This is a genomic window from Costertonia aggregata, assembly GCF_013402795.1.
Classification (GTDB): Bacteria; Bacteroidota; Bacteroidia; order Flavobacteriales; family Flavobacteriaceae; genus Costertonia; species Costertonia aggregata.
Genome location: NZ_CP058595.1, coordinates 2,724,056 through 2,749,282 on the forward strand (window position 1 = coordinate 2,724,056; position 25,227 = coordinate 2,749,282).

Consider the following 25,227-nt stretch of genomic DNA (forward strand, 5'->3'; position numbering starts at 1 on the left):
TATTTTTGTTAAAAATAAGTGGATTTTTTTTGGTTGAAAAATGAAACAGAAGATAATTGCCATACTTGTGGGGAAGTAGGGGGAGGCCTATCTTTGTCAAATGCTAAAAGACGAGGTATTGCAACTGGTAGATAAAGGATTGATGCTGCCTTTAATGGAAGAATTCTATACCATACAGGGCGAAGGCTATCATAAAGGTACCGCTGCCTATTTTATTCGTGTTGGCGGATGTGATGTAGGCTGCCATTGGTGCGATGTCAAAGAAAGCTGGAATGCCGGTACCCATCCACCTACAAGTATTGATGCCATAGTCGAGAATGCCGCTAAATATTCAGACACTATTGTGGTTACGGGCGGGGAGCCCCTTACTTGGGACATGAACCCCTTGACGCGAGCTTTAAAAACCAAGAATTTACAGACCCATATCGAGACTTCAGGAGCCTATAAACTTACGGGGGAATGGGATTGGATTTGTCTTTCGCCCAAAAAGAACAAACTTCCCGAAGGGATTATTTATAAAAAAGCGCACGAGCTAAAAGTAATAGTGTACAATAAACACGATTTCATCTTTGCAGAGGAGCAAGCGGCCAAAGTAAACAAAAACTGCATTCTGTACCTGCAACCGGAGTGGAGTGTAAGCGATAAAATAGTTCCTAAAATAGTGGATTATGTGATGGAGAATCCTAAATGGAAAGTCTCCCTGCAAACCCATAAATATTTAAATATTCCTTGATTATTGATGTTTAAACGTCTTGTGAAAATACTCTAATTTTTCCCAATACTCTTTATACATCCATCTGAACAATCTATATTTAATCTTCAAAAAGAAGCGGCTCAAGGTATTTTGCTTGGATAAATTTTCAATGATGGTCGGCACTAACCATTCTTCGTTAAAACCTGACCATATGCCTGCTACCGTGAGTAAATTTCCGTAGAGTACGGGGAACACATCGGTACGGTCAATCTGTTTTACTTCCTCAAAAGTAAAAGTGCTTTCGTGTATTTTTTTGGCAATATATTTAAAGGATACATCGTCCAATTCCGTATCCAAATAAAAATCCGATATCGCAATCCAAATTGGTTTACGTTGTTCAATTTCTTTTGGACTCATTTAAAATTTATAGCTGATCTTAGGAAATTTTACCTACCTCCGTTGGATTGTAAATCAAGAACGCACTCGGCATCCAAATCGGGAACATTTCCCTTTCCGGTTCGGGAAGATAATATTTTAAGAACGCTTTCCCCGCTTAGGGTACAGTCAGATTTTAATATGTTGCCGGAAGAACTTTTGGCCGTCAGGCTTTTTGCCGAAGCTCCGCCTCCAAATTGAAGTTCGGCTTCCATTAAACAGCCATCAACATTGCAATGCTTATTGCCGACAAGTACGCCATTTTCATTTTCGGACTGCGATTCATGATCGTTTACCGGTGTAGTGCCAATATTGACAAGGCCGAACAAATGACCGAACTCATGGTTCAAGGTTGCGGTCTCTACATCGGTAACGGTAATTATGCTGCTCCTTGAAGCCAGTTCACGAACGGTAGACTCGTATATGATCATTGAGGTGTTTCTATATACCGCTCCCAGGGTAACCAAATTTTCGTCTGGGTCGTCCCCATCAGAAGGCGCATCCGCAAAATAAATATATATGGCCAGTGTTGTACCATCGTTATACGCTGTTCGGTTTTCGGTTTCCAAAGGTCCTATGTCCTCATTTAGTTCAAGGCTTTCCTTATTGGGAGAAGGCAACGATTTGAACGTAAGCTCAATATCTTCCTTAAAGGTATGTTCCCGTAAGTATTCGGTAAAATTGGCTATGGTTTGTTGGGTTGGCCTAAACCCTTGAACAAAAGCGATTTCAATAAGCAGCTTATCAAAATTATCATTGGATAAAATATCGTTGGCAGAGTCTCCGGTAGCTTGTAAATTGGGGGTTCTGTTCACCATTCTTGGTTCTTCGGGTGTATCATCATCACTTTCGGATGAGTTTTTTGAACATCCCAACACTAATATTAGGGAAAAAAAGACCAAAGAAAACGTATACTTTTTCATTGCAATTTTATATATGGGTTTATAACGCAAAAACCAAGCCATCTAGTATTATTTTGGGGCAAGTTTAGCTAAATAGTCGTAATGATGGCCCTCGCTTACAAGTTCGCACAAAAAACCTGTATCAGAAGCGGCACGCTGTAGTGTGTTGAAATCCAAATACAACCACTCAAAAGGTTGCCCTTTTTCACCCTTATATTGCATGGTGAATTCTACCTCGCCATAATAACTGCCATCATTGGGAACCCAATAGCCGCCATCGTCATCGGCATCGTACATATATATGATATCGCTAGAGTCTAAAAGTATGTGTCCTTCAGGTTTTAAAATTGATTTTAGATGCAATAGGAAGTCTTTTAGTTGGTTTAGTGTGCCGGCCAAACCTATACCGTTCATCAGCAATAGCAATGTATCATATTTTTTTTTGTCGAAATCGAGTATTGCGGATATTACGGTTTTATTTAAGCCCCTTTTGGTACATACTTCAATAGCACCTTTTGAGCTATCCAAAGCGGTTATGTTATATCCCTTTTCTTGAAGATAAAGGCTATGGTTACCTGCGCCACAACCAATATCCAAAACTTCCCCTTTACATAGTTTTAGGGCTTTTTGTTCCAACGGTGGCATTTTTTCGAAACCTCGAAATAAATAGGGGAGCGGAATTATATCCTCTTCATCCAAAGAAGAGTAGGTAAGGATATCCTCAGTGTATTTACCGTTCTGATAATCCAACAATGCTTGTCCTAAGATATCTTCTGCCATTTATTTGTTTTTCCTATGGTAAAAATCCGATTTTTAAAAGTACTTGCCTAGTTTTGAAAATAAAAATTGGTTGTATGGAAGAGGTTTTACAAAAACTCCCTGAAAAGGCTAAAGAAAAGCATGCAGAAAATAAAAAGTTTTTTGCCAAACTCAAAAAAAAGCCTCCCAAGAACTTGGACTATATAATGCAAGAGTTGCACAAAGCGGAGTTTGAACGAACCGATTGCCTTACGTGCGCCAATTGTTGCAAAACTACCGGGCCATTGTTTACCAACGCCGATATTACACGTATTGCCAAACATTTTAGGTTAAAACCGCAAAAATTCATTGATACATATTTAAAAATCGATGAGGAAAACGATTATGTACTACAACAAGTGCCCTGTGCTTTTTTAGGGGCCAACAACTACTGTTCGATCTATGAGGTGAGGCCCAAAGCCTGTAGAGAGTTTCCACATACCGATAGAAAAAAGTTTCAACAAATAAGCAGTTTAACCTTAAAGAACGTAGCCATTTGCCCGGCCGCTTTCAATATAGTAGAAGCAATGAAGAAAAGAATAGGGGGTGTCTAATTACAGTGGGCCATGGTAAGACATACTATTGGGTGATAATAATGTGTATTTTTTCACCAAAAACTGTGCACTGTTGCTACCAACTTAAATTATTATCTTTATAGAATGGAAACCATTATCGCATATTTTGAAACGATACCCTCTGCACATCGCTCATTGATTTTGGTAGGTGGCATTACTTTTTTTTGGTTGCTCGAAGGTGCGGTGCCTTTATTTAAGTTCAACTACAAAAAGTGGCGACATGCTTTGCCCAATCTGTTTTTTACCTTGACCACTATCATCGTAAACTTTGCTTTGGCCTTTATGTTATTAAAGACTGCCGATTGGACCGTAACCAATGATTTTGGTATCATTAACTGGTTGCCTAAAATGCCATTGTGGTTGTACGTAATCTTGGGCATTTTATTATTGGATTTTATTGGTGCTTACCTAGCCCATTATGTTGAGCACAAAGTAAAACCTTTGTGGATGGTGCATTTGGTTCATCATACCGATCATAACGTTGATACGACCACGGCGAACCGTCACCACCCGCTGGAAAGTGTCATTCGGTTTACGTTTACTTTGGCCGGGGTTTTCGTTATTGGTACGCCCATAGGTATCGTAATGTTATATCAATCCCTTTCATTGGTGGCTACCCAGTTTAGTCATGCCAATATTAAATTACCCAAAAAGGTGGACGAAACCATTAGCTACATAGTGGTCTCACCGGATATGCATAAGGTACATCACCACAACGTTTTGCCCTACACGGATTCCAATTATGGCAATATTTTCTCCATTTGGGACAGGCTCTTTGGTACATACATGAAATTAGATAGGGATGCTATTGTGTATGGGGTAGATACTTTTCCCGATGCCATTGAAAATGCCAGTATCAAAGGACTTTTAAAGCAACCGTTTCACAAGTATCGGAAGCCTACTACAGTTGAAAATTGATTTTTATTTTTTATTAAACCTCCAGATTCCATTTCGAACCTTTAAGTGATAAATCAAATTTAACCGATAGAGATTTCTCGATTGTTCTACTCTCTTCGAAAAGACGATAAGATGTTATTGATACCTCAAATATTTCTTTCGTATCGTTTTAAACTTTTCTAAATCCGCTTGCCAGGTTTCTTTGATTTCTTTTTCTGTAAGCCCCGCTTCTATTTGTTTTTGAAGTTTTGTAGTGCCTGCATGTTTGGTAAATCCATCGGTGATAAAGAATTTGGTCTTGTTCACGGTATTTTCATAGGCATCCATAATCCACCGCAGGGATGCTTCGCTCATTTTCGGAGTCTGGGACAAATCTTTTCCAAAGCATTTTTTACCTATTTCTTTTGGATGTTTTGAACCAAAATTGGGTTTTGGCACATAACTGAAATTATATTCCGTACTGTCCAAAAAGGAAGCCCCATAACGTTGGAACTGATATTCCGTTCCGCGGCCTGCATTGACGTTCGTACCTTCAAAAAGACCAAGGCTTGGGTACAGATTAATTGATGTATCGTTCGGTAAGTTAGGGGACGGGCGTATGGGTAAGCTATACTCGGTCCCATACGTCCAGTTTTTCAAGGGGATAACGGTCAGATCTACTGTAACGGCATCTTTTAACCAACCTTCCTCATTGATCATTTGTGCATATTCGCCAATGGTCATGCCATACACTAGGGGAATTTCGGTCATGCCTAAAAACCCGGTATGTTTGGTCTCCATGGTGGGGCCATCCACATAGTGTGCATTCGGGTTGGGGCGGTCCAATACGATTAGCGGAATATTGTTTTCGGCACAGGCCTCCATGACCAATTGTAGAGTAGCGATATAGGTGTAAAAGCGAACGCCTACATCCTGAATATCAAAAAGCACCACATCCAAATCACGTAGATGTTCGGGCGAAGGTTTTCGGTCTTTACCGTGTAACGAAATAATGGGGAGTCCAGTTTTGGTATCTACATCATCTTTTACTTTCTCACCTGCATCGGCCTTACCACGAAAACCATGTTCGGGGGCAAACACTTTTTTTAGATCAATTTGTAAAGAGCTTAGGGAATCTATTAAATGTGTATGATTATCCCCGTGGAAGATAACACTGGTTTGATTGGCAACAACCCCCACTTTTTTACCGGTCAATAGCGGTATATATTCCGCTGTTCTATTGGCGGCAACGATTACTTCTTTAGTTTCGGTTTTTATGCTGGCAACATCGGTTGTTTCCATTTGGGCCGAGTCGTTTTTTGGTCGGTTTCCGCAAGCTAGCAGAAACAAAACCCATAAGAATACTGTATTTTTGGGATTGGATAAAAATGCCATCTATTGAATTTTGAATATTTTATAGCTAAACGCCTTATTAGGGGCAAGGAACATAAAATTAGTATTTCTGCCCCAATAATAAAAATAGCCATAGCGGCAATTGCCCTGGGTATTATTATGATGCTTATCGCTTTGGCAACAGGTGTTGGTCTGCAACATAAAATTCGAGAAAAACTGGCTGCTTTCAATGGTCACGTCCAGATTTCCAATTATGACAACAACATTTCTGAGGTTTCCATAGTGCCGGTTTCCAAAAAACAGGATTTTTATCCGGAATTTAAAAATGTAGAAGGTATTTCCCATGTGCAGGCAGTAGCCAGTAAAGGTGGTATTATCAGAACTGCCGATACGTTCGAAGGCATGATCGCCAAAGGTGTGGGCACAGATTACAACTGGACCGTTTTCAGGGATTTTTTGGTACAGGGCCGATTACCGGAGTATACATCTGACTTAAACGGTGAGGCCTTAATGTCCCGAACCATGGCCAATAAATTACAGCTAGAGGTAGGCGACACTTTCCCCGCACTTTTTTTTAAGGAAGAGAATCCCGATAAAATTCCCAACCAAAGACGGTTTGATATTGTGGGTATTTATGATAGTGGATTTGAAGAGCTTGACGAGATTTATGTATTGATTGATATTAGGCACATTCAACGGATGAATAAATGGGACGAAGACCAAGTAGGTAATTTTGAGGTTTTCTTGAAGGATTTTGGTCAAATTGATGAAAAAGGCAATGAAATTTACGGTAAGATACTATCCGACTTGGATAGCCAGACCATAAAATACAAGTACCGCAATATTTTTGATTGGATCGGGCTGTTCGATTTTAACATCGCTTTGATTATAGGTATTATGATTGTCGTTGGCGGAATCAACATGATTACCGCCCTTTTGGTGCTTATTTTGGAGCGTACGCAAATGATCGGAATTTTAAAGGCATTGGGTTCCACCAATTGGAGCATTCGTAAGGTGTTTTTGTTCAACGCCGCATATTTGATCGCTATCGGCTTATTTTGGGGCAACCTTGTCGGCTTGGGACTTTTATTGCTGCAGCAAAGGTTTAGGTTTATAAAATTTCCAAATCCCGAGGAGTATTATATTGATTATGTACCGGTTCATATAGATGTGCTTACTGTTGTTTTATTGAATATTGGCGTAATGGTACTCTGTTTGTTGATGCTTTTGATTCCCTCATATATCATTACCAGGATTACCCCCGTAAAGGCCATTCAATTTGAATGATTTTTTAAACGGAAACATTTTTTGATGTCATCCCGTATTGCTGAATCTATCTTTTATCTTTGCAAAAGATGAAATATGCAAAAAATATACTCGAAACAATAGGGAATACCCCACTGGTGAAATTGAATGCCCTTACTGCGGATTTGCCCTGTTTGGTACTTGCCAAATACGAAACTTTTAATCCGGGCAATTCCGTAAAAGACCGTATGGCACTTCAAATGATAGAAGATGCCGAAGAGGCCGGAATCCTGAGGCCGGGCGGCACCATAATCGAAGGTACTTCAGGTAATACGGGAATGGGCCTGGCCCTAGCGGCAATTGTCAAAGGTTATGGGATGATATGCGTAATCAGCGACAAACAGTCCAAGGAAAAAATTGATATTTTAAAGGCCGTGGGCAGCAAAGTATATGTTTGCCCCACTGATGTGGCACCGGAAGACCCTAGAAGTTATTACTCTACCGCAAAACGATTGGCAAAGGAGATTCCCAATTCATGGTACGTAAATCAATATGATAATCCCTCTAACTGCAAAGCCCATTTTTTGAGCACAGGACCTGAAATTTGGGAGCAAACGGCGGGGAAAGTCACTCATTTTGTTGTTGGTGTAGGTACGGGAGGTACTATATCTGGCGTAGGCTCCTATCTAAAACTCCAAAACCCCAACGTAAAGGTTTGGGGTGTTGATACATATGGTTCGGTCTTTAAAAAATATCATGAGACGGGTATATTCGATAAGAATGAAATCTATCCTTATATTACCGAGGGTATCGGGGAAGATATTTTGCCCAAGAACGTCCGTTTTGAAATCATTGACGGCTTTACCAAAGTCACGGATAAGGATGCGGCCGTTTACACCCAAAAACTGGCGAAAGAGGAAGGTATGTTTTTGGGCAATTCCGCAGGCGCCGCCATCAAGGGATTACTGCAATTAAAAGAACACTTTTCCAAAGACGATGTGGTAGTGGTATTGTTTCATGATCATGGTAGTAGGTATGTGGGTAAAATGTTCAATGATGATTGGATGAGTGAAAAAGGATTCTTGGAATAGATTAAAAAATTCAAAGCAATGAACCATAAACAGATGCATAAAGCTTGTTCACTTATTATCGTTTTCTTTTTAAGTATTGGGGTAAATTCCCAAAAACTTTCCCGAACCGAAAAAAAATTGATCGCAACGGTTGAAAAAAATAATTCCGAAGCGATTTCTTTTTTGGAGAAAGTGGTCAATATCAATAGCGGCACCTTAAATACAAAAGGTGTAAAGCAGGTAGGTATGGTGTTCAAAGATGCTTTTGAGGATATCGATTTTAAGACAACATGGATAGAAATGCCCGCTGAAATGAATAGGGCTGGACATCTATTTGCGGAAACTACTGGTAAAAAAGGAAAAAAATTACTGCTTATCGGCCATCTGGATACGGTTTTTGAAGAAGACAGTCCGTTCCAAACCTTCAAGATGGTAAATGATAGCACTGCGCATGCACCGGGCGGTAATGACATGAAAGGGGGCAATGTGATAATTTTATATGCCTTAAAAGCTTTGTATGAGAATGGCTTGTTGAACAATGCACAGATTATAACAGCATTTACGGGTGATGAGGAGAGCACGGGCAAACCATTGAGCGTAAGCCGAAAAGATTTGATCAATGCAGCTAAACGTAGCGATATTGCGCTGGGTTTTGAAACGTCTACGGGCTTCAATTATGCCACTGTGGCCCGACGGGGCTCATCGGGTTGGGAAGTTGAGGTAACGGGTAAAAGGGCACATTCTTCCGGGGTATTTAGCGAAAGGGTAGGCGCAGGTGCTATTTTTGAAATGTCCCGTATCCTCAATTCTTTTTACGAAGAAGTCAAGGGAGAGGAATTTTTGACTTTTAATCCCGGTGTTTTATTAGGTGGTACGTTTTTGGATCATGACCCTAAAACAGGTAAAGGCAACACTTTTGGTAAAAGCAATGTAGTAGCGCAGTCGGCTATGGTAAAGGGTGGGCTTCGTTTTATATCGGAAGAACAAAAAGAAAGGGCTAGAACCAAAATGCGGGAAATCGTTGCCAATAACCTTCCCAATACATCTGCGGAAATCAGCTTTACCGACAGTTACCCAGCTATGGTCCCTACAGAAGGCAATAAGGCTTTATTGGCCCGGCTAAATCAGGTTAGTCTAGATTTGGGCCAAGGCGAGGTATTTGCGTATGATCCAGGAAAACGGGGTGCCGCCGATACATCTTTTGTAGCGGAGTATGTAGATTGTCTTGACGGTTTGGGCACTATGGGCACGGGTGCCCATACTCCCGAGGAAACCGTAAACTTGAATACCATCGAAGCTTTGACCAAACGTACAGCGGTTTTGATCTATAGATTGATTCAACAGTAGGTATGATTACGTTACATCTAAATGACCAACAAGCAAAAATCGAGGCCGGAGAACTGGTAAGCTACCAAGTTGATGGTCATGAATATATACACCAAAAGGGCAGCCCGGGATGGCGTAGCTCCGATACGGAGATGTTTCCCATCATAGGGCCCACCAATGAGGCTGATTTTAGGGTGCAAACCCCAAAGGGAAAAGCTGTTCAGGATCAGCATGGCCTTTTGCGGGAAATGGAATATAGCGTACAGTCAAAATCTGAGACCAAAGCTATTTTTATCAAGCGATATAAGGCCAAAACGCAAGTCAAAAACTCAAAATATCCCGATAGGTCAACCGAGAAATTGTTGAGCTGGCCCTATGATTTCAGTTTCGGGAAAATAATTGAACTGACTTTAAACGGACTCCAAATAACATTTCAGGTCTCTGGGGAAAAAGGGATGCCCTTTATGCTGGGCTATCATCCTGCTTTTAAACTACACACCAAAAACCCCACTGTTTTTGCAAATGGTAAAGCTATTTCACTAAAAGGGATTTTAGCTGTTGGCAACAGGGCCATGCCTGTTTTGGATTGTAATGAACTTAGCCTAAAGGATAAAAACGGCATCCGTCTTAAAACAGATGGGTTTCGCCATTTTATGTTATGGACCGAAGTTCCCAATATGGTGTGTTTGGAGCCCATAACATTTTACCCTTATGCCGTAGAGCAAGAGAATATTCACCAAGGATTTCAACATTTTGGCGATACGCATGAAATCTTTAGGGTTCTCATCCAAACGGATAAATAGCATTTTAAACAATGAAAGAGTCTCTGAAACAAAACTTTGGTTATCTTTTTGAAGAGGAGTTATTGCATGAAATAGTTGCTTTGGGAATGTTGAAAAAAGTCCCCCAAGGCGAAACAATGATCAATATCGGAGATTTCATTTCCGGGGTGCCATTGTTGTTGGATGGCGCTATAAAAGTGATGCGGGAAGATGAACTTGGTGACGAACTATTGCTATATTTCATTGAAAGTGGGGATACCTGTGCCATGACTTTTTCATGCTTTATGGGTACCCGAAAAAGCGATATTAGGGCTGTTGCTGAATCAGACACCCAGGTATTGATGATACCCTTGCAGCAAATGGAGCTATGGATGGCGAAATACAAAACATGGCGTAGGTTTATCTTGGATAGCTACCATTCTCGGCTACAGGAACTTTTGGAAACAGTGGACACTTTGGCCTTTATGCGAATGGATGAGCGACTGTTAAAACACTTGCAGGATAAGGCAAAGGTGAACCATAGCGATGTAATACATACAACACATCAAGAAATTGCCGCTGACCTACATACCTCACGTGTAGTCGTCTCAAGGCTCTTGAAAAAGATGGAAAAGGAGCATATCATTTCTATGAACAGAAATCAAATCAAGTTGCTTCAGCTTTGACAATACACCTTGGTCATATGATGATCAGCTTTTTATGTGTGTACTTATAGGTAACCTTGGTTACTTTTACATTTGAGATTTAGGGGTATCTTTGAACCATGCGAAATATTTTTCCTTTTTTGCAATGGTTGTCCGATTACAAGAAATCCGATTTTTCCAAAGATATCATAGCGGGTTTTATCGTGGGTATTGTTTTGGTACCACAGGGTATGGCATATGCTATGATCGTTGGGGTGCCACCCGTATATGGGCTTTATGCCGCCTTGGTGCCTTTGGTCGTTTATGCATTGTTGGGCACTTCACGACAGTTGGCCGTAGGGCCTGTAGCCATGGATTCCCTCTTGGTCGCGGCTGGCCTGGGCACATTCTACACCGTTGGGGAACAAAACTACATAGCTTTGGTTTTGCTGTTGGCGTTAATGGTGGGCGTTATCCAATTGTTATTGGGTGTTCTCAGAATGGGGTTTTTGGTAAATTTTTTATCGAGGCCCGTTATCAGTGGTTTTACGTCTGCAGCGGCCATAATCATAATTTTTAGTCAATTAAAGCATTTGTTGGGCGCTCCGATAAAGAGCGATAACAAATTTCATCGGTTGGTCTTAAATGCCGTAGATGCCTTTCCCCAAATGAATGTTTATGATTTTGGTATCGGTTTGGCAGGTATCGTTATTATTGTTCTGTTAAAAAAGATACATAAAAGGATTCCCTCTATATTGATTGTAGTTGTTTTAGGGCTGTTGGGGATGTATTTTTTTGGTTCAAAGGAATATGGAATCGTTATTTTGGGGGCAATTCCGTCAGGTTTGCCAAGCTTTCAAATACCGGAGATTACGTTTGAAAACATGAAAAATATATGGCCTGTTGCCCTTACTTTGGCTTTGGTAGGGTATTTAGAGGCCATATCAATCGGTAAGTCTTTAGAGGAAAAATCGGGCCGGGAAACCATAGACGCCAATAAAGAACTATTGGCTTTGGGTACATCTAATATATTGGGTTCATTTTTCCAATCGTTTCCCATTACGGCAAGTTTTTCAAGATCGGCAATTAATCAACAAGCTGGTGCTAAAACCAATTTTGCGGGTATATGCAGTGTATGTATGGTGCTTGTAACGTTACTGTATTTAATTCCTTTTTTTTATTATTTGCCCAAGGCTATTTTGGCTTCGATCATAATGGTATCGGTTTTTGGACTGATTGATGTCACTTATGCCAAAAGCCTATGGAAATACAGAAAAGACGAACTATTGGTGCTTTTGGTCACGTTTTGCATTACTTTGTTTGTTGGCATAACGCAAGGTATTCTTTCCGGGGTTTTACTTTCACTGTTATTGATGGTCTATAGAACGTCCAAACCACATTTTGCCGTTTTGGGCAATATAAAAGGCTCTGACTATTACAAAAATGTGAATCGGTTCAAAGATGAACTTCAAATGCGGGACGACCTATTGATCGTTCGTTTTGATTCCCAATTATACTTTGGGAATTCCTCTTATTTCAAAAATCAATTATTAAAAAATATCCATTTAAAGGGTAAAGCGTTAAAAGGGGTGATCCTAAATGCCGAAGCCATCAATTATATTGATTCTACCGCGGCCAATATGCTGATTAAGGTAATTAAGGAAATCCACGAAAAAAACCTACAGTTTTATATTGCCGGGGCTATTGGACCAACGAGGGATATTATTTTTAGCAGTGGTATTGTCAAAGAACTGAACAAAGAGTTTTTATTTGTAAAAACAAAGGATGCAGTGGCCTATTTTGACGATCCTAAATCAATTTCTGACGATTGGCATAAGGTCGCCTACCAAAATATAACCCAGGGGTAACTTTGGTTACCCTGAATATAGTCTAATTGAATTATTTTTACAATGTGTATCTAAAGCAGATAAATTATGAAAATAGAACAGATTTATACAGGATGTTTGGCCCAAGGGGCGTATTATATTGAAAGTGAGGGCGAAGTTGCTATCATAGATCCCTTGCGTGAGGTAGAGCCGTATATAAAACGTGCTAAGGATGCCGATGCCAAGATCAAGTACATTTTTGAAACACATTTTCACGCTGATTTTGTTAGTGGTCATGTGACGCTATCCGAAAAATCGGGTGCACCGATTGTATACGGGCCCAATGCGAATCCCTCCTTTGATGCCATTATTGCGACGGACGGTCAAGAATTTCAATTGGGCAATATTACGATTACCGCATTGCACACTCCGGGGCATACCATGGAAAGTACAACATATCTCTTGCGTGATGCCCACGGAAAGGACCATGCGATTTTTTCCGGTGACACTCTATTTTTAGGCGACGTAGGAAGACCAGACTTGGCCCAGAAAGCTGCCAGTATGACCAAGGAAGACCTAGCAGGCATTCTTTATGATAGCTTACGCGAAAAAATCATGCCTTTGGCAGACGATGTGATCGTTTATCCGGCACATGGCGCAGGTTCGGCCTGTGGTAAAAATATGATGAAGGAAACGGTAGATACTTTGGGCAACCAAAAAAAAATGAATTATGCGCTTAGAGCCGATATGACCAAAGCGGAGTTCATACAAGAGGTTACCGACGGTTTGTTACCACCGCCAAAATACTTTCCGTTGAACGTTAAAATGAACAAGGAGGGTTATGAGGATATCGCAACCGTGCTGGACAGGGGAACCCGGGCATTGTCTCCGGACGAATTTGAAGAGGCGGCCAACGAGACCGAAGCTTTGGTACTTGATGTAAGGCACCAAGACGAGTTTGTAAATAAACATATACCTAGATCAATTTTTATTGGCCTTAACGGCGATTTTGCACCATGGGTAGGGGCTTTGATAGCAGATACCAAACAACCCTTACTTTTGGTTACTCCCCAAGGTAAGGAGGAAGAGACCGTGACAAGGCTTTCCAGGGTGGGTTTTGATGGTACAATTGGCTATTTAAGTGGGGGTATTTCTGCTTGGATAGAAGCAGGTAAAGAAAAAGATTCAATAATTTCAATCATGGCCTCTGAAGTCAAGGACAGGTTAAAAACCGATAAAATTCCATTCTTTGATGTTAGAAAAGATGGCGAATACCAGTCAGAACACGTTTTGGATGCCAAACATGCCCCACTAAGCAATATCAATGAATACTTATCGGAATTTCCAAAAGACAAGCCCTTCTTTGTTCATTGTGCCGGGGGATATCGTTCTGTAATTGCTGCCTCTATCTTAAAGAGTAGGGGAATTCACAATCTAATTGATATTAAAGGCGGTTTTGGAGCAATCAAAACTACTGGACTGCCAATTACGGATTACGTATGCCCTACTACATTGAAAAACTGATATTTGTCATATTGTTTTTTATAGTTACACATTACTTTTACTTCATAAAAACAATTTGATTTTTTTGTTTTCTAAAGTAGTATAGTATGAAAAATCTAATCCCTTTGGTAAATTGGAGTAATGGTATAGTCATGATCGCTGTTTTTGCAGTTGTAGTGGTTCTTTTGATTGCCGTTATGTTTAATTTGATAAACAGCGGAAAGAAAAAAGAATCCTAATCACTCACTTTTCTTTACAAACCTTGACTATATAAGCCTATAAAATGTTAAATTCGTTTTTTTAGGTCGATTTTTATGTTGATAACATAAATGTTAAGAAAATCTTAATGTAATTTTGACGTTGAACGAATATATTTAATACCTTTAAGTAGGGTTTGTATTACAATAATGAAGAAATTTATTGAACGAGTCGGAGCAATGAACTGTATTATGCTCTTGGTAGTCTTATCCATCATTATAGTGTCAGAGTATTTGTTCCTGAACGGTAAAAAACTAGATGCCATATTTATCGCTTTCTGGGCACCAACGATTTTAGGTTTTATGAACTATTTAAAGTATAAGAAATAGTGGATTTTGTTTTGATATATTCTATAATAGTGGCCATCATATTTATGATATGGCTTCTTTTTATCGTGCGGATGTATCGAAAATTAAAGGATTAAACTTGGATTTGTTCCACGTTGTTTTTCCCTAGTTCAAATATAGATTTTGGGTGTTTTCTCACGTACGATTCAATTATTCGTTGGGTTTCCATCGTATTTTGCTGAGGTATCAAAAACGATTCAATTTCGTCCAAATACGATACTGCTATATTCTTGGATATATATCCAAAACCAATATACAAACCGTTCCGTACCAATACAAAGGCATCCTCATCAGCTGTTCTTCCTTTTGATTTAATAGTAAAATCGGTTTTTGTTTCTTTTAAAAAGCCAATAGCCTTTTGCACGCGAAGATTGTATTTAGTCAATTGTTCAATGTTGGAACAAATACCGATACACTGTTTGATTTTGTAATGGGAACAAGTGGTCACATTTTCCTGTAAGTGGCAGTATTTGGGGCAGAGTTCAAAAGTATCGCATATCTTTTCCAAAAATTGCCTGCAATCGGTTAAACTGTAAAAAACCGTTAGGGGATTAGGGGCCATTTTAATTTTGTTGTAGGCCAAATGCAAAACTCCTTTTCGGTCCTCATAGCTAAAGATACCATATCGCTGAACATTTCTTTTTTGTGCCCGATTGAATTTTGGATAGTGTTTTTTTATTTCAGAGGATTCCTGCAATAGGGCGATAAGTTCATTTCCGGTTTCTTCAAAATCCAAGAGATATGTTTCTGAACAGAGTGCCAATTCTTTGGTAGCTTTATCGTAAAAATGGCTTAATACCCTTTTCTTTATGTTTATGGCCTTCCCCACGTAAATAATCTTTCCCTTTTGATTTTTAAAATAATAAACACCGGGCGTAGTGGGTAATTTTTCAAATTCCGTTTTAGGAAGCGCAGGAGGTAAGGTAGTTTCTTGAGACCGGGCATTCAAAAAAGCCTTAAATACTTTTTCGGCATTTTGAGCACGCAATAACTTATGAAACAAAAGCAAGGTAGCATGGGCATCGCCACGGGCACGATGCCTGTCTGTTAGGGGAATACCAATAGCCGAACATAATTTTCCCAAGCTGTATGAATGGTATCCCGGGAGTAATTTTCGGGACAATCGTACCGTGCAGAGTTTTTTTAGGGAGAAATCATGGCCAATTTGTTTGAACTCGTTTTTAATGACGTTATAATCAAAATTTACGCTATGGGCCACAAAAATACTATCCTTTGTAATTTCGAGTATTCTCGGAGCAATTTCATTTAGTAGAGGGGCATTGCGAACCATATTGTCATCTATACCCGTGAGACCGGTAATGAAAAGAGGGATGTCACACTCGGGATTGACCAAAGAGGTAAACTCATCTACGATTTGATGACCATCAAACCTAAAAATGGAGATTTCGGTAATGCGATTGCCTCTTATACCGTTTCCCGTAGTTTCTATATCAACAATGCTGTACAACCTTTATAGTCTACTTTGATTAAAGTTTAAAGTTAGTGAATAGTACACACGAATTATGTTAAAGTAAATGACCGTTCAAAGTCGATTTTTTTGAGATTGGGGAAGTCGCATCGTTATTTTTAACGGGCTATTACCGAAAACCAAAATTTCAATCCAAAGTATTTAATATTGAAATTTTGACTTTTGTGGAGCCGGATGGGTTACCTTGGGTGTTCCGAAAAGCTTCGGTCCTGTAAATGAAAAAGCCATGCGCTGCGCGCTTGTTTTTACGCTTTACTCCGAAAATCGAGTTTGTTCGATTTTTTCGTAAAACAAAAAAACCGCACCTTGTGGTACGGCTTTTTCGCTCAATCGTGGAGCCGGAGGGATTCGAACCCTCGTCCAAACAAGCAATTACAATACTTTCTACATGTTTAGTTTTCAATTGGTTTTCGATGCACGACCGACCGAAAACCGCCTATCGTACACTTAGCTTCTTAAAGTTTTAGTGTCATTGTCAAAGCGAACAACAACCTTATGTTGACTTTTCTGGTGCTCCTAAACGGGTCGCCATCAACAAGGGCTACCCAGGAACATCTCGCTTCCCTACCTTGTAAGGACGAGGCATATCCTACTATAATTCAGATTATGCGGCAAGAGCGTAATTATTATCGCCAATTAAAAGTGTGAAGTATGATATTAACGAGCTGTACCCCAGCGCTCGACATGCTTACATTGCCATTGGTCTCGCTGTCAAAACCAGTCGGCCCCATAACCAGAAATGTCATTCCCGTGAAGAAGGGAATCTGTTGAGTCAATTCTGATTGTTTTTTCAAAGAACTCGTATTGGGCGTTACCCTTTTTTCAAAAGGGTACGGGCTTTCGGCCGTACACGGTACCTGCCTCGATCCCTAACACGGGCGGCAAAGATAGCATTAATCTCTTGAAACAAGAAAAAGTTTGCCCGATGCCACAATTCCACTTAATTTAGGGCAAATTTAATGCCATTTTGGTTTTTGGAACATAATGTCAAAAAATACGATTTCCATAAACCATAAACCATAAACCATAAACCATAAACCATAAATCCTTTTCAATGAAGTTCGGAATCATCAGAGAGCGCAAAGACCCACCGGATAGGCGAGTGGTTTTGTCACCGGAAGCCTGTCAAAAAGTCCTTGCAAACCATCCAAAGGCACAGATCATTGTAGAACCATCGCCGATAAGAACCTTTACTGATACCGATTATAAAAAATCAGGCCTACAAGTTGCATCCAAAATGGCCGAATGTGATGTGCTGCTCGGTGTAAAGGAAGTTCCTATTGAAAACCTGATTCCCGATAAAAAGTACTTCTTCTTTTCCCATACCATTAAAAAGCAGCCCTATAACAAAAAGCTCTTGAAAGCTATTTTAGAAAAAAATATAGAGCTTTACGACCACGAGGTCATTACCAATAAGAAAGCACAAAGATTGGTCGCCTTTGGTAGATATGCCGGTATTGTAGGTGCATATAACGGTTTTAGGGCGTATGGGTTGAAATATAAAACCTTTGATCTGCCTAAAGCGGAAACCTTGGCCGATCAGCAGGCATTAATTTTCGAGTTGAAGAAAATCAAACTCCCGAATATTAAGGTATTGCTCACTGGTAGGGGTAGAGTGGGTAATGGTTCTCGTGAGATGTTGGACGGTATGGGAATGCGCAGGGTAAATGTGAGCGAGTATTTGGAAGAGGAATTCAACGAACCCGTATACTGTCAGATAGATGCATCCGAATACAACAAACGTAAAGATGGTGTGCGTGGCAGTAAGGCCGACTTTTTTGCGAATCCCGGTGCGTACAAGTCCAATTTCTTTCGGTTTGCCAAGGTGACCCACTTTTATATTGCAGGACATTTTTATGGTGACGGCGCTCCATATTTATATACCCGCGAAGATGCCAAAAAGCCTGATTTTAAAATCAAAGTTGTGGCAGATATCAGCTGTGATATCGACGGTCCCGTGGCATCTACCATTAAACCTTCAACTATCGCAGAACCTATTTATGGTTACGACCCGCATACAGAAACGGAGACAGATTTTAGAAAGCCCAACGCCATAGCCGTTATGGCCGTTGACAATCTACCCTGTGAATTGCCGAGAGACGCCAGTGAAGGTTTCGGGGAAGCTTTTCTCAAAAATGTAATCCCTGCTTTTTTTAACGGGGATAAGGATGGTGTTTTGGAACGAGCACGAATGACCAAAAATGGAAAATTAACGAACAGATATTCTTATTTATCAGATTACGTGACCTAAAATCGGGCCAATATGAACAAGCGTAATTGATTTTATCAAAAATCCCTATATTTCATTCTTGTTTAAATTAAGACCAATGAAATTTAATTGGATTATCGGGGAGGACTCGGACGAAAAACTGAAGAAATATTGTATCGATATGGAATATCGACTTCGTCCCAGAATTATGAAATTCTTGATAGAAAAGTTGGATGATATAGATTGTTGTAGTGATTTTTCCTGTTTTTATTTTGATATTGACGTAGTGTGCAACAGGGTCACCGTATCGTCCCCGACCCCTCAAAAGTATCTTCAAATCATCAAGGCTGATTTTGAGCGTGAAATAGGGTTTTATTGAATTTTAAATGCAGATCTGATTTTACGTAAGGGTATGTGTAACATTTTAGAGAAATCCAATTGGTGAAAGCCATATGCTTTTTTTCCCTTTTTGAAGGATCTAACAAATAGTGTACAATGATCAGGATAGAGTAGCGTGCCCAACAATATGACCAAAAAAAGGTAAAGGCTTCTTTTGCCGTTCCCCAACAAATAGTATTGCATGCCAATCTCTTCAGGTACCGAAATTCCTGTACGGGTGAGTACATGAAAAACATCGTGGCTCTCTAATTTGGGCTGTATCTCAAAACTGTGCTTTAGCAAAAAAGCGCCCAAATGAAAACCCAAGCTCTCATTGGGATATTTTACCAACTCGTTCAGGCTTACGTTCCAAGCGTTATTTTTTTTCCAGAATTTTTGATAGGGTATTTTACTCCATTCGTATAAATACTCCAATATTTTATCTCTCATGATATATAATTTAAAAGTACTTTGAATTTCAAAGTAAATAAGTAAATTTTTTTATTTCCTTATCAGTTTTTCAAGGGCATCAATATGTTTTTGAAATTCCAGTTTCCCCAGCTTGGTTGCCGAATATCTTGTATTGGGTTTACGGCCGATAAATTGTTTTTCTACCTTTATGTACTTACCTGTTTCCAGGGCCTTTGTATGGCTGGCCAAATTGCCATCAGTGGCTCCCAACAGCTCTTTTAGCATATTAAAATCGGCATAATCGTTTACCATAAGAATACTCATGATTCCCAGGCGAATACGGTGATCAAAGGCTTTATTTATGTTATTGATTATGCTCATTTATGATTTTATTCCTCTTGAATTACTTTGGATTTTCTTTGAACCAAATTTTGAAAAATTTAGTTTTCTAACATCTAACATCTAACATCTAACATCTAACATCTAACATCTAACATCTAACATCTAACATCTAACATCTAACATCTAATATCTAACATCCAACATCTACTTTCTGTCATATTTAAAATACATCAAAGTACCATAAAATATATGAAAAAGGCCGAAACCTATCGCCCAAAAATATAATCCGTACCCTAAAAATTGTGTGCTCGCCAATCCAAATAAAACAAAGGCAATACCCATGTAACGCACATCTCCCAAAGTGTATTTACTCGCATTGATACAAGCTAGACCATAAAAAACAAGTGTTGTAGAGGCTACAAGAGCAGAGAGGTGATATTGAATCAATACCAGGCAAAAAATACCGCCGACCAATAATGGCAAAAAGAAGTTGATGACCAATCTTCTACTTGAAGCGTTCCATATTTTTTCTTCACTTTTTTTCGCCTTCTTTATAGATAGTATAGTGCCAGTAACCAAGGCCGCTAGCATCACTACAATAGCTATTGCGAATAAGTCAACAACAAGCCCAGTCTCTATTGGGGCAGAATTTCTTTTGTAATATTCCATTGGGTCTATCAATGAGTATTGCTGTAACCTCACATGTGCAAATGCAGCACCTATTAGTGCATACACACCTGCTAAAACCCCAGAAATACCGCTCAAAGAAATAAACCGCGATGAGCGGCTCATCATGTTTTTGATTTCGGAAATATCTTCTAAATATTTTTTTGATTCCATTTTAAAGTACTTTGAAATACAAAGTTAAAATAAAAAATCGAATAGTTATCAATTTATCGGATAAAATTCGGGGTTTACTCAAAAATTGAAATATGTACTTACTGGGCTTATCTAAATTCTTTTAAGAAGGCTTTACCTGCACGCATTCCGTATTTGAATGTTGATAGCTTATTTGTCAACGGGTATAATCCACGAAATAACGGGAGATGTTTTAGGGGCCGTAAATGCTCCTATCGCTTTTAGTTTCAAATCAATATTTTGCTTTTCCTCCAGAGTTTTGATCCGAAGTGTGTATTTGTCCAAAGCAGGTATCTCAAAAACAGGGGAACTGCTGTAAAAGCTATACTGCATTTGGTTTTCAAACAAAAGTGGACTGCTGGAAACATTTTCCAATTCAACTTCGAGTATTTGAGTATTTGCTATGTATTTGGCAGAATTCACTTTTATGCTTGCTTGAATCAATGGGTTCAGAAATTTTGCTTTTCCTACCAATAGCGAATTATAAACTGCCACAGTTCTTCCTTCAAATAATGCTTCTTGCATACTTTCTAAGCTCTTTTCCTTGGCAAATACCAAAGTAATGGGGCGTTGCATTCCTTTTTCGGTGTAGTCCCAGTCTATCAATCCGTGAATATCACTTGTGGCCATAATCGTTAGGTCTTGCTCCAAGGCCAAAGCCAGTGATTCCTCCGAATAATCGGTAGTATTGATGACTTCAATACCGTGAAGTTCCCCTTTTGCGATGCGTTTTTTCTGAAAATCGCTCAGAATCGGATATCCTTTTGGGTTTTGGGCATACCAAGCTGGGTGATTCCAGAATATAAAGGCATTCTGCTTTTTGGCCTCCGAAAAGGCATCTTCAGCCTTATCGGTAAGGAGTTTGTTCGCATCGGATATAAAGACTGCATTGTTATGGCCCATAGGGGGCGAGCGAGTAATTTCCGAGCCATGGACAATGAGAAGTTCATGTGCCTTGGCCTCTTGCAAGGCCAATTCGTAGGAGCGGTTGCGGTCTGGGTGTGGAATATCGTCTTTATGGGGCTGGTATTCCAAATGTTCGGTCAATGAAATGGCATCTAGATTCTCGCGTAACGCCTCCAATACCCTGATGGTCGGCCAAACATTGCCATCCGAAAAAACGGTGTGTATGTGCAAATCGGTTTTCAGGGTTATATATCCTTCAATATTTGGATAATGTAGAGGCTTGGCACCAGCATGTGAATGGTTTTGCGCTTGGGAATTGTATATCCCCAAAAAAACCATTAGTACTATTGCTTTTTTCATCAATTATAGGTTTTTATAAATGTACTGTTTGAAAATACTAAAAATGTGTCTTTTTGGATAAGAAATAGTAAATTTAAATCTGTATGAACCCAGCTGAGCATTATATAATACATAAGCCCGAACCTTTTAGAAGTATATTGCTGTATTTACGATCGGTAATCGAAAATACTATCCCGAATATAGATTTAAGGTACAAGTACCGTATTCCTTTTTACTATATAGGCGATAGGCCATTTTGCTATTTGAACCAATCTAAAGATTATGTGGATTTGGGTTTTTGGAATGCCGCTCATTTGACCTTACATCTGGAACTCATGACGACCGCAGGTCGAAAAACAATGAAATCGTTGCGGTACAGATCATTGGAGGAAATTGACACCATTGTTTTGACCGAAGTATTACAAGATGCCTACTCGGTAAAGGAAAGGAAATTCTACAAATGACCTTGGGGTTTACCTCGGTTAAAAATGTTTGATCTTAACAAAAAAAAAGAACTATTTGATCCACCCGTTCTCTTTATAGATTTGAATATATCGATTATTGTGTTCATCAGAATCTTTGTATTTAATCCGTAATGCCGACAGCTTTTCTTTCATTTCCGATATTATATTGGCATAATCGGGGTCGTTGTAAAGATTACGAATTTCCATTGGGTCTTTTTCCCTATCGTAAAACTCCCATTCATCTACATCATAATAAAAATGCATGAGCTTAAATTTTTTGGTGGCGATTCCGTAATGTCTTTTTACGGCATGTACTGACGGGTATTCATAATAGTGGTAATACACTGCATCTCTTTTCCATTTCTCCTTTTCATTTATCAAAAGAGGTAAAAAGCTTTCGCCTTGCATGTCTTCTGGTGCATTTATTCCAGCTATTTCCAAAAAGGTTTGGGCAAAATCCAAATTTTGTACCATTTCATCCTCGGTGGTTTCGGGTGTGATTACATTGGGCCAGCGAATAAGTAAAGGGGTTTTAAAAGATTCGTTGTACATAAAACGTTTGTCGAACCAACCGTGCTCACCCAAATAAAAACCCTGATCGGAAGTATAGACCACAACAGTATTCTCTTTAAGGTTATTTTCGTCCAAATAGTCCAGTACACGACCTACGTTTTCGTCTACGGCAGCTATGGTGGCCAAATAATCCTGCATGTATCTTTGGTATTTCCATACGGTAAGAGCTGAATCGTTCATTGCGGGGTAGGATTTTCGAAACTCTTCACTAATGGGAGAATAGGTCTCGTTCCAAGAGGTTCTTTGTAAGGTGGTCATTCTATCTAACGGTGACCAATCATATTTATCCTCTACTTTGAGTTCATCGGTAACTTCTTTTGTAAGCTTATTATCATAACGTAGTTGCATTTCTTTTAGAATACCCATTTCAGCTGTCTTTGCTGCAGTACCTCTGGTATCGTAAGTGTCGAACAATGTAGCTGGCAATGGAAATGTTTTTTTTGTAAATACCTTGTAATGCCTTTCTGCGGGTAGCCAAGTTCTATGGGGTGCCTTATGCAAATACATCAACAGGAAAGGTTTTGTGGTATCCCTTCTCTTTTTCATCCAATCCAGGGTAAAATCTGTTATGATGTCTGTTACATATCCATTTACGATAGTATCTCCCTTAGAAGTGATGAACTTGGGGTTGTAATAATCTCCCTGTCCCGGTAAAATCTTGAACTCATCAAAACCTTTGGGATTGTTTCCAAAATGAAGCTTGCCGAACATAGCGGTTTGATAACCTGCTTTTTGAAACAATTGGGGAAAGGTAACATTGGTGGTATCAAACGGCATGTTATTATCGATTTTCCCGTTGAGGTGACTGTGCTTTCCCGTCAAAATGACCGCACGTGACGGTGCGCAGATTGAATTGGTCACACTGGCATTGGTAAATAGTACGCCTTCCTCGGCAATCCTGTCTATATTTGGTGTTTGTATCAATGTATCGTTGTAGGCACTAATGGCTTGATAGGCATGATCGTCTGACATGATAAAAACAATGTTCGGTTTTTGGGGAAGCGCCTTTTTCTCTTTTTTTTTCGTTTCTGTTTTACATGATGGGAAAAATAGTAGGGACAAGACCAGGAGGATGTAAAGCGTGGATTTCATAAAACGGATTGATTTTATCGGAAATCCAAAGTACTAAAAATTAGTAAGGCAACATACAGTATGGTTCTAGATTTGAACTAGAACTATTAAAAAGTGTTCACGGTTTTCTTTAGCTCGGTCAAATCGGTCAGTAACTTTTCCAATAAACTTAAATCAAGCATATTGGCCCCATCGCTTTTGGCGTTGGCCGGATCAAAATGGGTTTCGATAAAAAGCCCATCTACGCCCGCTGCAATGCCCGCTTTCGCCATGGTTCCTATAAGTGCCGGCCTGCCACCGGTGACCCCTGAAGATTGATTGGGTTGTTGTAGGGAATGGGTAACATCCAATACAACGGGAGCATATTGTCTCATGGTCGGGATACCCCTAAAATCGACTACCATATCTTGATACCCGAACATGGTACCGCGATCGGTAATTATGGCCTGTTCATTTCCTGTTTCGGTTATTTTGTTAACGGCATGTTTCATACTTTCGGGGCTCATAAATTGTCCCTTTTTAATGTTTATGGTCTTGCCCGTTTGGGCAGCGGCTACCAATAAATCGGTTTGGCGAGCTAAAAAAGCCGGGATTTGGAGCACATCAACATAAGCCGCAGCTATGGCGGCGTCCGGTTCTGTGTGGATATCGGTCACGGTCGGTACATGAAATGTCTCCGATACTTTTCGTAAAATTTTTAATGCTTTTTCATCCCCGATTCCCGTAAAAGAGTCCAACCTGCTACGATTTGCTTTTTTAAAACTCCCTTTGAAAATATAGGGTATCTTAAGCTTATCGGTCACGGTAACAATATGGTCGGCAATACGTAAGGCCATTTCTTCGCCTTCAATGGCACAGGGCCCGGAGAGCAGGAAAAAGTTGTTCGTTGTAGTATGCTTTATCTGGGAAATCTCGGAAAGGACCATATCTTAAAATATATATAGAAATAGTAATGTACAAAGGTAATCGTATTAGATTTAAAAAATCAAAAAACCATAGCATGATAAAAAAACTGTTTTTTCTGATCCTTTTTATTGTAGTTTTCACCAATGCTACCGCTCAAAGAATTACCGAGAAAGGGAACGGGCTTATCAATCTTGAGCGTCATCAGCTTACCTTTAACCTTTTAGGGCCAGGTATACGTTATGAGTTGGGCTTATTTAGAAATGTAAGTGTATCCACTAGTTTTTCGCCGGGTCTGGCCAGTTATCAAGAAGGCTATACCTTTGGTTTTGCCTGGCATACCAGAATTAGATACTACCACAATTTTCAAAACCGTTTGGATATCAACAAGAACATAGTAGGGAATTCGGCCAATTATATCGCCCCGGCAAGAAGTGTTTTTTGGGCACCTGTACAGTTTACGAATAACCTTAATGCACCAAAGGATTTTGCAATAGCTTTTTACGGCGGGGTATATGGTATTCAGCGTACCAATAGAAAGGGCTTTAATATAAACGCGGAGCTTGGCTTTGGTTATTATCGTGGCGATGGGGTTCCCGATGGCTATGGTCCGTTGTTCAACTTCACCTTTGGTTGGGTGGCTACCAAGCGAAAATCAAAGTAACCGGTGT

The 25,227-nt window shown here is 39.7% G+C and carries 27 protein-coding genes and 1 other RNA gene; 16 read left to right on the top strand and 12 right to left on the bottom strand.

The features are described 5' to 3' along the window. The first annotated feature begins 100 nt into the window (after positions 1–100). Positions 101–733, top strand: a complete 633-nt coding sequence (locus tag HYG79_RS12535; RefSeq protein WP_179242421.1) for a 7-carboxy-7-deazaguanine synthase QueE — start codon at positions 101–103, stop codon at positions 731–733. Here the strand turns inward: HYG79_RS12535 and HYG79_RS12540 are convergent, their stop codons facing one another. The 3 genes from HYG79_RS12540 to HYG79_RS12550 are packed head-to-tail and all read right to left on the bottom strand — an operon-like array spanning position 734 to position 2,811. After that, complete coding sequence (locus HYG79_RS12540) at positions 734–1,111, bottom strand: DUF7079 family protein (RefSeq protein ID WP_179242422.1); 378 nt, start codon at positions 1,109–1,111, stop codon at positions 734–736. A gap of 29 nt (positions 1,112–1,140) precedes the next feature. Next, on the bottom strand, positions 1,141–2,052 hold the full coding sequence (locus HYG79_RS12545) for a hypothetical protein (protein ID WP_179242423.1): 912 nt from the start codon (positions 2,050–2,052) through the stop codon (positions 1,141–1,143). A 48-nt stretch (positions 2,053–2,100) separates the two neighbouring features. Next, positions 2,101–2,811, bottom strand: a complete 711-nt coding sequence (locus tag HYG79_RS12550; RefSeq protein WP_179242424.1) for a class I SAM-dependent methyltransferase — start codon at positions 2,809–2,811, stop codon at positions 2,101–2,103. A 74-nt stretch (positions 2,812–2,885) separates the two neighbouring features. Here HYG79_RS12550 and HYG79_RS12555 point away from each other — a divergent pair, with 74 nt between their 5' ends. Then, on the top strand, positions 2,886–3,383 hold the full coding sequence (locus HYG79_RS12555; RefSeq protein ID WP_179242425.1) for a YkgJ family cysteine cluster protein: 498 nt from the start codon (positions 2,886–2,888) through the stop codon (positions 3,381–3,383). A 105-nt stretch (positions 3,384–3,488) separates the two neighbouring features. After that, entirely contained in the window at positions 3,489–4,322 is an 834-nt protein-coding gene (locus HYG79_RS12560; protein ID WP_179242426.1) for a sterol desaturase family protein, read from the top strand. A gap of 114 nt (positions 4,323–4,436) precedes the next feature. Here HYG79_RS12560 and HYG79_RS12565 read toward each other — a convergent pair whose 3' ends face one another. Beyond that, entirely contained in the window at positions 4,437–5,675 is a 1,239-nt protein-coding gene (locus HYG79_RS12565; RefSeq protein ID WP_179242427.1) for an exo-beta-N-acetylmuramidase NamZ family protein, read from the bottom strand. 3 nt (positions 5,676–5,678) lie between these two features. Here HYG79_RS12565 and HYG79_RS12570 point away from each other — a divergent pair, with 3 nt between their 5' ends. The 9 genes from HYG79_RS12570 to HYG79_RS12605 all read left to right on the top strand — a co-directional run bounded on the left by HYG79_RS12570 (position 5,679) and on the right by HYG79_RS12605 (position 14,595). Then, entirely contained in the window at positions 5,679–6,920 is a 1,242-nt protein-coding gene (locus HYG79_RS12570; protein ID WP_179242428.1) for an ABC transporter permease, read from the top strand. Between the two features lie 68 nt (positions 6,921–6,988). Continuing rightward, the gene (locus HYG79_RS12575) at positions 6,989–7,969 is read left to right on the top strand and encodes a PLP-dependent cysteine synthase family protein (RefSeq protein ID WP_179242429.1); all 981 of its coding nucleotides are present in this window, start codon (positions 6,989–6,991) and stop codon (positions 7,967–7,969) included. 33 nt (positions 7,970–8,002) lie between these two features. Continuing rightward, positions 8,003–9,295: a M20/M25/M40 family metallo-hydrolase gene (locus tag HYG79_RS12580; protein ID WP_228027986.1), complete on the top strand. Its 1,293-nt coding sequence runs from the start codon at positions 8,003–8,005 to the stop codon at positions 9,293–9,295. 2 nt (positions 9,296–9,297) lie between these two features. Beyond that, the gene (locus HYG79_RS12585; protein ID WP_179242431.1) at positions 9,298–10,077 is read left to right on the top strand and encodes an aldose epimerase family protein; all 780 of its coding nucleotides are present in this window, start codon (positions 9,298–9,300) and stop codon (positions 10,075–10,077) included. Between the two features lie 11 nt (positions 10,078–10,088). Further along, positions 10,089–10,721, top strand: a complete 633-nt coding sequence (locus HYG79_RS12590; protein WP_179242432.1) for a Crp/Fnr family transcriptional regulator — start codon at positions 10,089–10,091, stop codon at positions 10,719–10,721. 98 nt (positions 10,722–10,819) lie between these two features. Then, positions 10,820–12,547, top strand: coding sequence for a SulP family inorganic anion transporter (locus HYG79_RS12595; RefSeq protein WP_179242433.1), 1,728 nt, complete (start codon positions 10,820–10,822; stop codon positions 12,545–12,547). A 66-nt stretch (positions 12,548–12,613) separates the two neighbouring features. Beyond that, positions 12,614–14,029 carry an MBL fold metallo-hydrolase gene (locus HYG79_RS12600; RefSeq protein WP_179242434.1) on the top strand — a complete coding sequence of 472 codons (1,416 nt, stop codon included), beginning with the start codon at positions 12,614–12,616 and terminating at the stop codon, positions 14,027–14,029. Between the two features lie 86 nt (positions 14,030–14,115). Then, positions 14,116–14,247 carry a hypothetical protein gene (locus HYG79_RS18170; protein ID WP_262888964.1) on the top strand — a complete coding sequence of 44 codons (132 nt, stop codon included), beginning with the start codon at positions 14,116–14,118 and terminating at the stop codon, positions 14,245–14,247. 168 nt (positions 14,248–14,415) lie between these two features. Further along, the gene (locus HYG79_RS12605) at positions 14,416–14,595 is read left to right on the top strand and encodes a hypothetical protein (protein ID WP_228027868.1); all 180 of its coding nucleotides are present in this window, start codon (positions 14,416–14,418) and stop codon (positions 14,593–14,595) included. 91 nt (positions 14,596–14,686) lie between these two features. Here HYG79_RS12605 and HYG79_RS12610 read toward each other — a convergent pair whose 3' ends face one another. Then, the gene (locus HYG79_RS12610) at positions 14,687–16,081 is read right to left on the bottom strand and encodes an exonuclease domain-containing protein (protein ID WP_179242435.1); all 1,395 of its coding nucleotides are present in this window, start codon (positions 16,079–16,081) and stop codon (positions 14,687–14,689) included. Between the two features lie 351 nt (positions 16,082–16,432). Next, positions 16,433–16,831, bottom strand: a transfer-messenger RNA (tmRNA) gene (gene ssrA / locus HYG79_RS12615). A gap of 325 nt (positions 16,832–17,156) precedes the next feature. Between ssrA and HYG79_RS12620 the strand changes: the two genes are divergently transcribed. Further along, positions 17,157–18,353, top strand: coding sequence for an NAD(P)-dependent oxidoreductase (locus HYG79_RS12620; RefSeq protein WP_179242436.1), 1,197 nt, complete (start codon positions 17,157–17,159; stop codon positions 18,351–18,353). 76 nt (positions 18,354–18,429) lie between these two features. Beyond that, positions 18,430–18,690 (top strand): hypothetical protein, encoded by a 261-nt coding sequence (locus tag HYG79_RS12625; protein WP_179242437.1) that lies wholly within the window; start codon positions 18,430–18,432, stop codon positions 18,688–18,690. Here the strand turns inward: HYG79_RS12625 and HYG79_RS12630 are convergent. The 4 genes from HYG79_RS12630 to HYG79_RS12645 all read right to left on the bottom strand — a co-directional run bounded on the left by HYG79_RS12630 (position 18,684) and on the right by HYG79_RS12645 (position 21,566). Beyond that, the gene (locus HYG79_RS12630; RefSeq protein ID WP_179242438.1) at positions 18,684–19,139 is read right to left on the bottom strand and encodes a hypothetical protein; all 456 of its coding nucleotides are present in this window, start codon (positions 19,137–19,139) and stop codon (positions 18,684–18,686) included. The two genes, HYG79_RS12625 and HYG79_RS12630, sit on opposite strands and share 7 nt — an antisense overlap. 51 nt (positions 19,140–19,190) lie before the next feature. After that, positions 19,191–19,481, bottom strand: coding sequence for a winged helix-turn-helix domain-containing protein (locus tag HYG79_RS12635; RefSeq protein ID WP_179242439.1), 291 nt, complete (start codon positions 19,479–19,481; stop codon positions 19,191–19,193). A 165-nt stretch (positions 19,482–19,646) separates the two neighbouring features. Continuing rightward, positions 19,647–20,282 (bottom strand): hypothetical protein, encoded by a 636-nt coding sequence (locus HYG79_RS12640; RefSeq protein ID WP_179242440.1) that lies wholly within the window; start codon positions 20,280–20,282, stop codon positions 19,647–19,649. Between the two features lie 168 nt (positions 20,283–20,450). Beyond that, on the bottom strand, positions 20,451–21,566 hold the full coding sequence (locus HYG79_RS12645) for an Sb-PDE family phosphodiesterase (RefSeq protein ID WP_179242441.1): 1,116 nt from the start codon (positions 21,564–21,566) through the stop codon (positions 20,451–20,453). A gap of 83 nt (positions 21,567–21,649) precedes the next feature. On the opposite strand from HYG79_RS12645, the gene HYG79_RS12650 reads away from it, so the two are divergent. Then, positions 21,650–22,009 carry a DUF1801 domain-containing protein gene (locus HYG79_RS12650; RefSeq protein WP_179242442.1) on the top strand — a complete coding sequence of 120 codons (360 nt, stop codon included), beginning with the start codon at positions 21,650–21,652 and terminating at the stop codon, positions 22,007–22,009. Between the two features lie 51 nt (positions 22,010–22,060). Here HYG79_RS12650 and HYG79_RS12655 read toward each other — a convergent pair whose 3' ends face one another. Both HYG79_RS12655 and kdsA read right to left on the bottom strand, forming a co-directional pair. After that, entirely contained in the window at positions 22,061–23,674 is a 1,614-nt protein-coding gene (locus tag HYG79_RS12655) for a sulfatase family protein (protein ID WP_179242443.1), read from the bottom strand. Positions 23,675–23,760: 86 nt separating this feature from the next. Then, the gene (kdsA, locus tag HYG79_RS12660) at positions 23,761–24,579 is read right to left on the bottom strand and encodes a 3-deoxy-8-phosphooctulonate synthase (RefSeq protein WP_179242444.1); all 819 of its coding nucleotides are present in this window, start codon (positions 24,577–24,579) and stop codon (positions 23,761–23,763) included. A gap of 74 nt (positions 24,580–24,653) precedes the next feature. Between kdsA and HYG79_RS12665 the strand changes: the two genes are divergently transcribed. Further along, the gene (locus HYG79_RS12665; RefSeq protein WP_179242445.1) at positions 24,654–25,220 is read left to right on the top strand and encodes a hypothetical protein; all 567 of its coding nucleotides are present in this window, start codon (positions 24,654–24,656) and stop codon (positions 25,218–25,220) included. Positions 25,221–25,227 lie beyond the last annotated feature (7 nt).